General features: G+C 67.1%; 11 protein-coding genes. 6 read left to right on the forward strand and 5 right to left on the reverse strand.

Translation table 11 applies throughout. The annotated features are described in order from the left end of the window. The first annotated feature begins 101 nt into the window (after positions 1–101). From R5O87_RS19715 to R5O87_RS19730, 4 genes are read left to right on the forward strand one after another with little or no spacing between them, the layout of a single operon-like run. Positions 102–1523: an extracellular solute-binding protein gene (locus R5O87_RS19715; RefSeq protein WP_410556592.1), complete on the forward strand. Its 1422-nt coding sequence runs from the start codon at positions 102–104 to the stop codon at positions 1521–1523. Next, a complete protein-coding gene (locus R5O87_RS19720) occupies positions 1520–2491 on the forward strand; it encodes a carbohydrate ABC transporter permease (protein WP_410556590.1) in 972 nt (323 codons plus the stop codon). Before R5O87_RS19715 ends, R5O87_RS19720 begins: the two co-directional genes overlap by 4 nt. A gap of 8 nt (positions 2492–2499) precedes the next feature. After that, positions 2500–3405: a carbohydrate ABC transporter permease gene (locus tag R5O87_RS19725; RefSeq protein ID WP_410556589.1), complete on the forward strand. Its 906-nt coding sequence runs from the start codon at positions 2500–2502 to the stop codon at positions 3403–3405. A gap of 22 nt (positions 3406–3427) precedes the next feature. Beyond that, the gene (locus R5O87_RS19730) at positions 3428–4846 is read left to right on the forward strand and encodes a glycoside hydrolase family 32 protein (RefSeq protein WP_410556588.1); all 1419 of its coding nucleotides are present in this window, start codon (positions 3428–3430) and stop codon (positions 4844–4846) included. Positions 4847–4927: 81 nt separating this feature from the next. Here R5O87_RS19730 and R5O87_RS19735 read toward each other — a convergent pair whose 3' ends face one another. Next, the gene (locus R5O87_RS19735; RefSeq protein ID WP_410556587.1) at positions 4928–6016 is read right to left on the reverse strand and encodes a LacI family DNA-binding transcriptional regulator; all 1089 of its coding nucleotides are present in this window, start codon (positions 6014–6016) and stop codon (positions 4928–4930) included. A 126-nt stretch (positions 6017–6142) separates the two neighbouring features. Here R5O87_RS19735 and menD point away from each other — a divergent pair, with 126 nt between their 5' ends. Together menD and R5O87_RS19745 are read left to right on the forward strand one after the other, a co-directional pair. Next, entirely contained in the window at positions 6143–7909 is a 1767-nt protein-coding gene (menD, locus tag R5O87_RS19740; RefSeq protein ID WP_410556586.1) for a 2-succinyl-5-enolpyruvyl-6-hydroxy-3-cyclohexene-1-carboxylic-acid synthase, read from the forward strand. A gap of 232 nt (positions 7910–8141) precedes the next feature. Continuing rightward, a complete protein-coding gene (locus R5O87_RS19745) occupies positions 8142–9095 on the forward strand; it encodes a hypothetical protein (protein ID WP_410556585.1) in 954 nt (317 codons plus the stop codon). A 126-nt stretch (positions 9096–9221) separates the two neighbouring features. Here the strand turns inward: R5O87_RS19745 and R5O87_RS19750 are convergent, their stop codons facing one another. The 4 genes from R5O87_RS19750 to R5O87_RS19765 form a co-directional block, all read right to left on the reverse strand. Beyond that, positions 9222–9998 (reverse strand): amino acid ABC transporter ATP-binding protein, encoded by a 777-nt coding sequence (locus R5O87_RS19750; RefSeq protein ID WP_377949177.1) that lies wholly within the window; start codon positions 9996–9998, stop codon positions 9222–9224. Then, positions 9995–10960: an amino acid ABC transporter permease gene (locus R5O87_RS19755; RefSeq protein WP_410556584.1), complete on the reverse strand. Its 966-nt coding sequence runs from the start codon at positions 10958–10960 to the stop codon at positions 9995–9997. Before R5O87_RS19755 ends, R5O87_RS19750 begins: the two co-directional genes overlap by 4 nt. 35 nt (positions 10961–10995) lie before the next feature. Beyond that, the gene (locus R5O87_RS19760; RefSeq protein ID WP_410556583.1) at positions 10996–11952 is read right to left on the reverse strand and encodes an ABC transporter substrate-binding protein; all 957 of its coding nucleotides are present in this window, start codon (positions 11950–11952) and stop codon (positions 10996–10998) included. A gap of 178 nt (positions 11953–12130) precedes the next feature. Then, positions 12131–13516 carry an isochorismate synthase gene (locus R5O87_RS19765; RefSeq protein WP_410556582.1) on the reverse strand — a complete coding sequence of 462 codons (1386 nt, stop codon included), beginning with the start codon at positions 13514–13516 and terminating at the stop codon, positions 12131–12133. Between the last annotated feature and the right edge of the window lie 94 nt (positions 13517–13610).

The following is a 13610-nucleotide window of genomic DNA, read 5'->3' on the forward strand; positions in this document are numbered from 1 at the left end:
GGGGCGTTTGGCTGGGGCGCGGTGAGGGCCGATTTGTGACGCTTGACACGTGTTAGGTCGATCACCTACAGTTCCTAACACGTGTTAGGAAGGGAATTGACATGACCGGAGCCACAAACGGGCACCTGCGGGAAATCACCCGACGAACAGCCCTTGGTGCCCTCGGCGCGGGAATCATCGGAGCGACAGTGGCATCGTGGCCGCGGCTCACGGGGACAGATATTCCGGGCCGCGGGGACAACAGCCTCAGCATCGCCATCATGGGCACCGCCGCGGACGCAGCTGCCCGGCAGCGCGCCATCGACGCCTTTACCCGGCTTCACCCCGAGATCAGGGTCAAGGTCCAGGCCATCCAGGCCGTGGACTGGAAGGACTTCTTCACCAAGATCCTCACCATGGTGGCAGCGGGCACACCGCCGGACGTGGTCTACGTGGCCACCGAGGGAGCGCAGCTGTTCGCCGAGAAGCTCGCCTTTCCGCTGGACGAGTTTGTGCGCCGCGACGCCGCGGACATGCGGGAGTTCTTCGACGACGTCCACCCCAGTCTGGTCGAGGCCTTCATGTACAAGGGCAGTCTGTACCAGCTCCCCATGGACTGGAACGCGGCCAACATGTACTACAACACCACCGCGTTCGCCCAGGCGGGGCTGGAACGCCCCGCGGACGACTGGACCCAGATGGACTTCCGCAACAGCCTCGCCGCCATGCGGAAGGCGCGCACCTCGGACTTCACTCCTTACTACTGGACCAACCGGCTCTTCGGCGGCGTGGTTCCGTGGCTCTACGCCAACGACACCAGCTTCCTGAAGGAGACCCGCTCCACCGGCGGGGAATGGCTCTGGGACGGCTTCTACGCCAAGGACCCCTCCCGCAGCCTCCGTTCGGGCGGGTACCAGTGGCTGGAGCCCAACGCCGACGACGACCGCGTCTTTGAGTCCTTCGACTACCTTCGCGGGCTGGTCAAGGACGGGCTCGGGGTCCGGCCGGAGGAAGGCGGCGGCAGTTCCCTCGTCGGCCTGTTCGCCTCCAACCGGATCGGCACCACCCCGGCCGGCGGCTACTGGGTGCAGGGCCTGCACGAGGCCGGCATGGGCGCCAACGACTTCGACGTCCAGTTCTTCCCGCGCTGGAAGACACAGCGCCACCAGTTCGGGACGGCGGGCTACGCGATCATGAAGACCGCCAAGGACAAGGACGCGGCCTGGGAATGGATCAAGTTCAGTGCCAGCCGCGAGGCGATGGAGCTGATCTTCCCCAACCCCATTACGACGCCGGCCCGGCGTTCCATGGTCAACGAACGGCTCTACGCCGGCAAGGGACCGGCCCACTGGAAGGTCTTCTACGACACCCTGGACAGGTTCCCCACCACCGGCCCCATCCCCGCACCGCCGCAGCAGGCCGCCGTCGAAACGGCCCTGATGAAGAACGTCTCGCTTGCCGTCAGCGGCGACGAGCAGCAGCTGAAACAGGCCCTCAGCTCCATGCAGCGCGACCTTGAACTGGCCCTGAGGAGGCAGTCATGAGCACCACCACACCGCCGCGGCAGCGGCCGAACCAGGCAGCCCGGCGGGGGCGGCCAGGCGCCGCACCCGCCCTGTCGGCAAGCGCGCCCACCGGCAGGCTGAGGCAGCGCTGGCTGCCATGGATCTTCCTGGCACCCACCATCCTCGGCATGGGACTGTTCACCCTGGTCCCGATCGTGGCCTCCGTGGTGCTGGCGTTCTTTCGGTGGGACATCATCTCGGCGCCGTCGTTCGTGGGCTTCGACAACTTCTCGGAGGTGGTCCAGGACCCCACAGTCCGGGTGTCCTTCCTGAACACCATTGTTTTCGTTGTGGTGGCCGTGGCCCTCCAGTTGGGACTCGCCCTGGCACTGGCGGTCATGGTGCAGGAGAAGATGCCGGCCTGGCTGCGGGTGTTTTTTCGCTCGGCCTTCTTCTTCCCCCTCATCCTGTCAGCGGCCTCCGTCTCCATCTTCATGCGGTACCTCTTCAACGAACAGTTCGGCGTGGTCAACTGGTTCCTGTCGCTCGTGGGGATTCCCGCGGTGCCGTGGCTGACCACACCGGGAGGGTCCGCCGCCGTCGTGGTCCTGGTGTACGTGTGGCAGAACTTCGGGTTCTCCTTCCTGCTGTTCATCGGCGGCCTGGCCTCCATTCCGGTGGAGACCTACGAGGCGGCATCGATTGACGGCGCCACCGGCTGGCGCAAGCACCTGCACGTCACGCTTCCCCTGCTGAGCCCCACCACGCTGGTGGCTTCGGTGATGGCCATCATCAACGCCCTGCAGGTGTTCGACCAGCCGTACGTGCTGACCCGCGGCGGCCCCGGCGATTCCACCCGCACCGCCGTCATGGTGATCTTCGAATCGGCATTCCAGCGCCTCGAATTCGGCCAGGCATCCGCCATCGGCGTGCTGCTCACCCTGATCATCATGGCCATCACAGCCGCGCAGTTCCGGCTCAGCAAACGATTCGTCTTCTACCAGTAAGGCCAGCCATGACAACCTCAACAGACCACGTCCTGGCCCCCGGGCATTCCCCGAAGCTGTCGCAGGGCCTCCCCGGAACGCCGGCCAGCCGGCGCAGGTTCAGCTGGAACTTCGCGCTGCGCATCGTCCTGCTGCTGATTGCGGCAGCGCTCACGCTGGGCCCTGTGCTCTGGACCCTGTCCACGTCACTGCGGTCGCCGTCGGAATCCTTCAAGCTGCCGCCGTCGTTCATTCCCTGGAACCCCGACTTCACGTCCTACAGTGAAGTATTCCAGCAACTGAATATCTTCCTGCTGGTGCTCAACAGCGCCCTGGTGACCGGGCTGATCGCGGTGGGCCAGATGATCTCCGCAGCTTTGGCGGGCTACGCGTTCGCGCACCTGAAGTTCCGCGGCCGCGGAGCGCTGTTCTCGATCGTGCTGGCTACGATGATGGTGCCCGTGCAGGTCACGATCGTTCCGGTCTTCATGCTGATCCGCGGCATGGGCCTCTCGGACACGCTGCTGGCGCTGATCCTGCCCGCCATTCCGACGGCGTTCGGCACCTTCCTCATGCGCCAGTACTTCATGGGGCTCCCGGCCGAGCTGGCGGAAGCCGCCTCGATCGACGGCGCCTCCCCGTGGCGGACGTTCCGTTCCATCTACGCGCCGCTGGCCATGCCCGGCATGGCGATCGTCGGAATCCTCGCGTTCAACTACCACTGGAACGAATTCTTCCGCCCGCTCATCCTCACGATTTCCGAGCAGAACTTCACCCTGCCGCTGGGGCTCGTGTCGCTCCAGGGCAACCTTGGCACCGGCAGCATCTCCGTGGTGCTGGCAGGCGTGGTCCTGTCCATGATCCCGGCGCTGGTGGTCTTCATGTTCGGCCAGCGCGCCCTCCAGGACGGCCTCACGGCCGGCACCGGAAAATAACCTACTCACCGAAAGGCCCACCATGCCATCCCCGGACCTCGCTGCCGTCCGCTTCGAAGACGTGGCCGCCGCCCACACCGATCCCGCCTTCCCGCGGTTCCACCCCCGCCCGGCGCAGGGCTGGATCAACGACCCCAACGGCATCAGCCACATCAATGGCCGCTACCACGTGTTCTTCCAGTACAACCCGGACTCGGCCCGGCACCACATGATCGCCTGGGGCCACGTGAGCTCCGCCGACCTGGTGCGCTGGGAGGAGCACCCGGTGGCGCTGCGGCCCCAGCCCGGCGGTCCGGACGAGTACGGCTGCTGGACCGGTGTTGTAACGGACGACGGCGGTGTTCCCACCGCGGCTTATTCCGGCGTCCGCGGGGACGGGGGGCACTCCCAGGTGGTGATCGCCCGCGGCTCGGAGGATCTGGTCAGCTGGGAACAGACCGGCCATGTGGCGGCCTCCATGCCAGGCGGCCAGGTCACCGCGGTGCGCGACCCCTTCATCTTCCGGTTCAACGGCAAGCGGTACGCGATGCAGGGCGCCGGCCTCGCCAACGGCCACGCCGCATTGCTGCTGTACACGGTGGAGGACATGTCCGACTGGAAGTACCAGGGCATCTGGCTGACCTCGGAAAACCCGGTGGCCGCCGAATCCACGCCCGCCGAGATCTGGGAGTGCCCGCAGCTGGTGCAGGTGCCGGATGGGGCCTCCGCCGAGGGTTCCCCCTCTGCCTCCTCTGATTCCGGGACTTGGCTGATGATGTTCTCGCTCTGGCTCTCCGGGGACGCGCATGAGCACGCCAACGGGGTGGGCCACCTGCTCGGCTCGCTGACCGAAGATCCGGGCACCGGGCTGCCGGTGTTCACGCCCCGCAGCGGCGGGAAGTCCGATCTTGGCCGCGACTTCTATGCGCCGCAGATTGTGGCCCTGGAGGACCGGGCACTGCTCTGGGGCTGGGCCAACGAAGGCCCGGGGCGCGACGGACGCCGGGGGCGCAGCCAGGAGGAAATCGACGCTGCCGGCTGGGCCGGCGTCCTGACTTTCCCGCGTGAATTGTCGGTGGTGGAAGGCGCGCTGGCCATCACTCCCGCACCTGAGATCGCAGCCTACCGCGGCGCGCCGGTCGCCAGCGCGGCACGGGGCACGGTTGTGTTGCCCCCCTTCGCCGAAGCTGTGGTGACGGCTGGAGCGTCCGGCGGGGACACCGCCGTCGAACTGCTGCTGGTGGGGAACGGCAGCCGCCAGACGGTGTTCCGTGGGGCGGTTGAACCGGGGGAGGAGCTGCGGATCTTCGTGGATGCCTCGCTGGTGGAGGTTTACCGGTCAGGTTCCGTGGCCACCACCCTGCGCGCCTACCCTGCGGCGGGGGAGGAGTGGGAGCTCCACCTTCCTGAAGGCGCGGCGGCGGATGTCTGGGGACTGGAGCAGCCGACGGTCCAAGGCTGACGGCTGCCCGGACGCAGACAGCCCGGACTTATGCCCGGCCGGGAATGAGCGCCCGGCCGGGAATCAACGCCCGGCCGGGAATCAACGCCCGGCCGGGACGGCGCCGGTGGAATCCCGGATCACCAGCCGGCAGGGAACGGTGGCCTCTGCGCTGGTACTGGCCGCCGCAGCGTCAGCGGCCTTGCCGCCGTCGTCCGTTTTGCCCGGCGCCGCTTCCACCTCGGCGAGCAGCGCTGTCATGGCGGCGGCGCCCATCTCCCGGAGCGGGAGGGCCATGGTGGTGAGGGCCGGGACCATGGTTTGGGCCACACGGAACTCGTCGTCGTAGCCCATGACGGACACATCCTGCGGGACATTCAGGCCGAGCCGGTAGCAGGCGAGGACGACGCCGATGGCGAGGCGGTCGTTGGCGCACAGGATCGCGGTGGGCCGCACGGCGGGCTCGACGCCGTCGAGGAATTTCATGGCGCCGTGGAATCCGGTGTCGATGTCCCAGCCCACCTGCAGGATCCGGTCCTCGTTCACCGGCATGCCTGCCGCGCCAAAAGCCTCGCGGTAACCCTCGATGCGGCGGGGGGCGGCGGGCGTCAGCGAGTCACCGGCGAGGAACGCGATATCCCGGTGGCCGAGTGACATGACATGCTCGGCGGCTTCCCGGCCGCCCCTGACCTCGTCCGGGATGACGGCGGGGAGGCGTGAATCGGGGCGGTCATCGAAGCAGTTGGCCAGGATCGACGGGACGCGGGCCATGTTGGGCGGCACGTGCAAAGGACGCAGACCTACGGTGACATACATCAGGCCGTCCACCTGCCGGTCGAGCAGGGTTTCGACGGCGCTCTCGTCCCGGGATTCGTCCAATTCCGTATCCATCACCACGGTGACAAACCCGTGCGACCGGGCAACGGCGTCGGCCCCGGCGATGATGTTGCCGTCGAAGGGGCTGGTGACCACCTGGTCCGACACGATTCCGATGATCCGCGACTGCTGGTTCCGCAGGCTCAATGCAATCTTGTTGGGGGAGTAGTTGAGCGCCGCGGCGGCCTCCCGGATGCGCTGCTGGCTTTCGACGGCGACATTGCCGTCACCCCGCCCGTTCAGCACGAGCGACACGGCGCTTCGGGAGACACCCGCCAGCTTGGCGACGTCCAGTGCGGTGGCCTTGCGGTTCATGGGCTGATCCTCGCGGTGAAAAATCTCTGTTGTGCTGTAGTTTACCTAACTCGTGTGAGATGGCTGCGGCGCTGGCCCGCGTGGCACGAAGTGAGCCAGCACTGGCGTTGGTGGCAGACTGGTTCGGTGACTTCCTCCGAACCCGCCGAACCTTCCGCCTCTTTGACTGGCACCCCTGCCGACGCCGACCCCGCCAAGCCGTCGCTGGGCTCACTTGCGTCCGCACGGATTGCCGTCGCATCGCTGCTCGGCGGCGGCGTCCGGTACGTCGTGGTGGCCCCGGGCTCGCGCTCCGCCCCCATGGCCTACGCCCTGGCCGAGGCTTCGGCGGCCGGGAAGGTCGAGCTGCTGGTCCGGATCGACGAGCGCTCGGCCGGGTTCACGGCACTTGGCCTGGCCCTGGCCACGGGCGCGCCGGTGGCCGTGCTGACGACGTCGGGGACCGCCGTCGGGAATCTCCTCCCGGCGGTAATGGAGGCCAACCATGCTGCCGTCCCGCTGGTGGTGGTTTCGGCGGACCGGCCCGAGGAACTGCGCGGAACCGGCGCGAACCAGACCACCATCCAGCTGGACCTGTTCGGCGAGCACGTCCGCTTCGCCGTCGACGTTCCCGCCGGGGAGAGCCCGCAGCGCGCGGTGGAAACGTCGCTCGCCGCCGCCACCGGAGCCTTCGAGGACACGCCTCCGGGGCCTGTCCAGCTCAACCTCGCCTTCCGCGACCCGCTCGTGCCCGAGGCGGGGGAGCGGCTGCCTGATGAACGCGGCCACGGGACCTTCCGGATTGGCACCGAGCCGCTCACCATGAGCCTCGATCCTGCCCCGGACAGCCTTCCCGAACGGCGCACCGTGGTTCTTGCGGGGCACGACGCCGGCCCGGTCGCCGAGGCTTTCGCCCGCGCCCATGGACTGCCGCTGCTGGCAGAGCCGTCGTCCAACTCCCGCTTCGGGACCAACGCGGTGGGACCGTACCGCCTGCTGCTGGAGCACTTTGGGCCGGACTCGGCGCTGCCCATCGAGCGTGCCGTGGTGTTCGGCCGCCCCACGCTGTCCCGGCCGGTGTCGGCGCTGCTGGCCCGGACGGACATCCCGGCTGCCCTCTATGAACCCGTGCCGGTGGCCTGGTACGAGCCTGGCCGGCGCCGGGAAACGCCCATCGTTAGCCTGGCAGAGCTCGCGGAGTTCGCCGGCCGGGGCTCCTCCGCCTGGCTCGACGCGTGGCTGCTCGCGGGCGCCGCGGCCCAGCATGCCGTGGACGGCATACTCGCCACTTCAGAGGCCGCCACCGGTCCGGCCGTCGGCGCCCTGGTCTGGCAGCACGCACGCGGCCAGTTGGTCCTCGGTTCATCCAACGGCATCCGCGACGTCGACCTCGCCGGCCAGCCCGCACCGGAGCCAGCCGCCACGGTCTTCGCCAGCCGGGGCCTTGCCGGGATTGACGGCACCATTTCCACCGCCACCGGCATCGCCCTCGGCGGCCACCAGGAAACCACCCTGCTGCTCGGCGATGTCACCTTCCTGCACGACGCCGGCGGCCTCTTCCTCGGTGCCGGCGAGGAGCAGCCGCAGCTGCGCATCGTCGTCCTCAACGACGCCGGCGGCGCCATCTTCAGCCTGCTGGAACACGGCGCGGTCGCCGAGGCAGGCGGCTATGGGGACGCCGTCGAACGCCTCTTCGGCACCCCGCACTCAGTGGACATTGGGGCACTCGCCGCCGCGTACGGCGTCGGACACTGCTCGGTGAGTACGACGGCGGGTCTAGCCGAGGCGCTTGCCGCACCGTTCACCGGGCGCACCATCATCGAGGTGCGCACCGACCGGCACGAACTCCGCGCCCTGCACGGCAGGATCAAGGCGGCGGTGGGTTCTGCGGTGGCCGGGGTACTCGCCGGCTAGCCCCTGCGACGCGCATCCTGCCCTGCGACGCGCAGCCTGCCCGGCGACGCGGATCCTGCCCGGCGACGCGGAAATTTCCTCCCGCGACGGGAATTCCGTGCGCGCCAGAGAATGTGCGCTTCGCTGGGCGATCTCCGCATCGTCAGGTGCGGACGGGTGACCGGCGGCTGGATATCCACATGGCGCCATCCATGTCTTTTGGGTGGTACCAAGACCTGCGAGTGTACGAGTCATGGCCGAACTACCAAGGCTCGTGCTCGCCCGCGAGCATATTCAGCAGGGATTGACGCCCAAGATGCTCGCGCGCCGCTGTGCAACAGGAGCACTCATCCGGCTGCGGCACGGCGTTTACGTGGACGGGGCAGTGTGGGGCTCCCTTCAGCCGTGGGACCAGTACCGGCTGCGGGTACAGGCGGCGGCCGAAACCTTTACCGCACCGACGGTGTTCGCGCGGCATTCGGCGGCAAGCGTTTGGGGCATTCCGACTGTCGGCCACCACCATCCCGTGCAGGCATTGACGTTTCAGAACGGCGGCGGCCGGTCCAGGGCGGGCGTTCGCAGGCACTACGCGGAGGCGGCCAGTGTGAAAGTGTTCCGTCACGACGGCCTGTTGGTGACCGGCCGCGTGCGCACTGTTCTGGACCTTGCGGCGTTCACACCCTTCGCCGAAGCCATCGTTCCGCTGGATCACGTGCTTAGACCTGACGCTGCCAGGAAGCTGCCGCCACTGTCCAAGGAGCAACTCCGCGCTGAAATCGAGGGCAACTACCCGGCCGCGGCAGCACGGCGGATCACCGTGGCCATCGACTTTGCCGATCCGCTGTCCGCTTCGGCGGGGGAGTCTTACAGCCGGGCGCTCATACATGTGGCAGGCTTCGAGACGCCGACCCTGCAGCACGAGATCCGGGACGCGGGCGGGCTTATTGGCTACTCGGACTACCACTGGGATTCTGCCCGCATCGCGGGCGAATTCGACGGCGTGGAAAAGTACCTGAAGCCGGAATACCTGAAGGGCCGGACGCCGTCGCAGGCAGTGGTGGACGAGAAGTACCGGGAGGACAGGATCCGTGCTACTGGCCGCACCGTGGTCCGGTGGGTATGGGCCGACCTGATGATGCCGGGACGGCTGGAACGGAAGCTGACAGCCTCCGGCGTGCCCCGCCGTCGTACACGGTCCGCACGGTGACGTCGCTGCACATGGCGACGCTCAAAGTTCCCGATGATGCGGAAATGCCCCGACGCTACGGGAATTCCAGTAGCGTCGGGGCATTTGCGCGTCGCAGGACCGATTGCGCGTCGCAGGAAGGTGGGACTAGAGAACCCGGCTCAGGAACTCCTTGGTGCGGGCATGCTGCGGGTTGGCGATGATCTCGCGCGGATCACCGGTCTCCACCACAACGCCGCCGTCCATGAACGTCAGGCTGTCACCCACTTCGCGGGCAAAACCGATTTCGTGGGTCACCACGATCATGGTCATGCCGGACTTCGCAAGGTCCTTCATCACGTTCAGGACATCACCCACGAGCTCCGGGTCCAGGGCAGACGTGGGCTCGTCGAAGAGCATGAGCTCGGGCTCCATGGCGAGGGCCCGGGCGATGGCAACGCGCTGCTGCTGTCCGCCGGAAAGCTGCGACGGATAGTGGTCTGCGCGGTCTGCCAGCCCTACCCGGTCCAGCAGTTCCAGGGCCTTCTTGCGGGCTGCCTCGCGCGGCTGGCGCTTCACCTGGACCGGGGCCTCCATGACATTCATGAGGGCGGTCTTGTGCGGGAACAGGTTGAACCGCTGGAAGACCATGCCGATTTCGCGGCGCTGCGCGGCGATCTCCTTGGTCTTGAGGTCGTGCAGCCGTCCGTTCACCTCGCGGTATCCGATCAGCTGGTCGCCTACGGAGATCCGTCCGGCGCTGATGCTTTCCAGCAGGTTCACGCAGCGCAGCATGGTGGACTTGCCCGAACCGGACGGCCCGATGACAACGGCCACCTCGCCCTGGTTGACGGTCAGGTCGATCCCGCGCAGAACATGGTGGTGCCCGTAGTACTTATGCAGGCCCTCGATCCGGACCAGCGTTTTTTGAGCGGTGATCGTCATTTTGCGCTCTCCTCGGGGAAGTCCATCTTCAGGGCCGGTTCCGCATCGGCGCTGGGCGCGCCGGCAGCGGCGGCCCTCGCTGCCGCAGGATTCACGACGGCGGGTACCCGGTTGTCCACGCCCTTGCCGTAGTAGGCCTCGATGTAGTGCTGGCCCACCATCAGCAGGCTGGTGATGACGAGGTACCAAATGGCCGCGACGATCAGCAGCGGCACCGGAAGATACGTCCGGTTGGCCAGGTTGTTCGTCGCGAAGGTCAGGTCCAGAGTGAACGGAACCGCCAGAACCAGCGAGGTGGTCTTCAGCATGCCGATGGTTTCATTGCCTGTTGGGGGGACAATGACGCGCATGGCCTGGGGGAGGATGATCCGCCACATGATCTTGGTCTTGGCCATCCCCAGCGCTTCAGCGGCTTCCATCTGGCCGCGGTCCACAGACTTCAGGCCGGCACGGAAGATCTCCGCAAGGTATGCCGATTCATTCAGGCCAAGCCCCAGGATTGCAGCAATCAGGGGGTTGATGACCGTGCTGGTGTCCACGCTGAACAGCTCCGGCCCGAACGGAACCCCGGCCGCAATCTTCGGGTAGAGGACCGAAACCAGGCCCCAGAAGATCAACTGCGTGTACACAGGGGTGCCGCGGAAGAACCACACCCAGGCCCAGCTGGACCAGCGGAACACCGGGTTATCGGATTGACGCATGAACGCCAGCAGGATGGCCAGGACGATCGCAAGGACCATCGAGGCCACCGTCAGCAACAGCGTCCACCCCACGCCCTGGACCACCTTGACGTCCAGGATGTAGGTGGCCACGATGTCCCACCGGAAGTTCGGGTTGGTCACCAGGCTCTGCGCGAACACCGCCAGAACACCGAGGATGACGACGGCGCTGATCCAGCGGCCGGGGTGCCGAACCGGTACTGAATCGTTCAGGACGGGCGCGGTTTTGTGATGGTCGTCCATCTGTGCACCTGATTTGTGGTCGGTGACGGGAATGCTCAAGAGCTGGCCGCCGGGTTGACTTCGGACTTGGTGATGGCGCCTTCACCATTGCCCCAGCCATCAAGGATCTTCTTGTACGTGCCGTCAGCCATGAGCTTGGTGAGGGTCTTCTGGATAACCTCGGCCAGGGCCTTGTCCGACTTGGCAACCGCGATTCCCTGCGGGGCTGAGTCGTAGACGTCGCCGAGCTTCTCCAGCTGGCCGTTGGTCTGCGTCAGGGCATAGCCGATGATGGGGGAGTCCGCTGCCATGGCATCGATGCTGCCGTTGACCAGGCGGGTGGTGACATCGGTCTGGTTCTTCAGCGTGACGATGTTGATGGGCTGCTTGCCGTCAGCCGTGCACTTCTTGTTGCGGCCGGACAGATCGGGATCCTCCTGGACGGTGCCGGTCTGGACGCCGATGGATTTGCCGCAGACGTCGTCAAGGGAGAATCCCTTCGGGTTGCCCTTCTTCACGGCCCAGGCGGTACCGGCGTTGAAGTAGCTGACCATGTTGACCGCGCCGAGGCGTTCCTTGTTGATGGTGAAGGAGGAGATTCCGAGGTCGTACTTCGGGCCCAGCGCGGGCAGGATGCCGGTGAATTCGGACGTCTGCACCTGTACCTTCAGGCCGAGGGTGGCGCCGATGGCCTTGGCGATGTCGACGTCGTAGCCCACAGGCGTCTGGCCGTCTGTCCCGATGAATTCGGCCGGTGCGTAGCTGGTGTCCGATCCGACTGTAAGAGTGCCCTTGGACTTAATCGCGGCGGGGACCGAGTCGGCCAGTGCGTCATCCTTCTGGACGGTCGACGGGTCGAAGCTGGCCGCGGTACTGCCCGACGGCGACGCTGCACCGCCAGGGGCGGCGGACTCCGAGGCGTTGGTGCAGGCTGAAAGCGCCAGCGCGCCGATGGCGAGAACCGTAGCTGCCTTGAGCTTTGAATTGCCCATGAGCGAACGGGAGATCTGCATATTCTTACCTTTTGTTGCGGGGAGGGATGCGGAACTAGCGGGTTATAGTGTAGCGCTCATCGAGAGATGTGCGTCACAGGTAACTTAGTTTCACTATTGGATAACTGATTGGCGCCCGAAAGCAAGGGTTTATCGTGGAGGGGTGTCCGGTATATGAGACAATCCTACCCGCCTTGGGTCAGCTGCTGATCCCCAGCGACTCCAGCATCGGGCGGAACTTGGCCCACGTTTCCGCGAGCTCGGCCTCGGGCTGCGAACCCTCGACAATTCCGCAGCCGGCATATAGCCGGACGGTCGTGGCCGACTCGATGACGGCGCCGCGCAGCGCGATGCCCCACTCGCCATTGCCGGCGGCGTCCAGCCAGCCCACCGGGCCGGCGTACGGCCCCCGGTCCAGATGCTCGAGCTTCCGGATCAGGGCCCCCGCCACCTGCGTGGGCGTTCCGCAGACGGCGGCGGTGGGATGCAGCGCGTTGATCAGCGCCAGGCAGGTGGGGACGTGGCCCTCCACCTCGGTGAGCTCGGCCTTGACGTCGGACGCCAGGTGCCACACGTTGGGCAACTCCAGGATGAACGGCTCGTCGTGGGCATTCATCGCCTCGGAGAAGGGCGCGAGCTGGGTGGTCAGCGATTGGATGGCGATCTCGTGCTCGTGGCGCTGTTTCTCCGACCCGGCCAGGACCCGCTCGGCGTAGTCCAGCGGCAGCCCCGCTTCGCCCACGGCGTCCCGGCGGTCCAGTGTTCCGGCCAGAACGCGGGCCTGGGCGGTGCGGCCCTCCACCTGGATGAGCATTTCCGGCGTCGCGCCCACGAGGCCGTCCACGCCGTAGGTCCAGCATTCCCGGTACCGGCCCGCCAGTTGGCGCAGCACCTCGGCCGCGTTCACGCCCTCCGGAACCGTGGCCACGATGTCGCGCGCCAGGACGAGTTTCTCCAGTTTCCCGGTGCGGATCTCGGCGACGCCGGCGGTGACAGCGTCCATCCAGTCCTCCTCACTGAGGGAGCCGGTTTTCAGCGTGGCCGCGTCCGGGTGCGTGCCAGTGTCCGAAAGTACGACGGCGGCAGCCGGACCCGTCGTCGGCCCACCATTCGCAGGGGAGCCGTTCGCAGGGGAGCCGACGGCGTCGGCCGGGTCGGACTCCAGCCACCCCTTCAGGGCGGCGAACGCACCAGCCTCGGTGAGCTCGCCGTCGTCGGCCGTTATCTGGGTGAGCCAGGCGCGGCCGTCGCGGACGCCCACCACGATCTCCGGCACGATCAGCCGGGACTCATGGTCCGAAGCCTTGGAAAATGCGAAGGACCCGAACGCCACCGGGCCGGTGCCGGGGCACTCCACGTGGTCGGTGATGTCGGCCTCGATGACCAGGTGGCGCCACCAGATGTCCGCCTCGAGGAACCGCTCGGGGCCCGTGGCGGTGAAGCGCGCGGCCTCGCCGAAGCCCACCAGGCCGGCCTCGCGCCGGGTCCAGCACAGAACGTCGTCGCGGACCAGATACGACGGCAGCCCCTCGGGAGCCGATTCTCCATCCAAAGGGACTGTCAGGGTGCGGAGCGTGCTGGTCATGATGGGTCAACAGTACTCCGCGCAGCAAGTTGGGGCCGTTCAGGCGGGCCACCACGCCCGGCGGCCGCCGTGTCACGGAGCCTGCGGAACTTTT

The organism is Arthrobacter globiformis, from assembly GCF_046536215.2.
Classification (GTDB): Bacteria; Actinomycetota; Actinomycetes; order Actinomycetales; family Micrococcaceae; genus Arthrobacter; species Arthrobacter globiformis_E.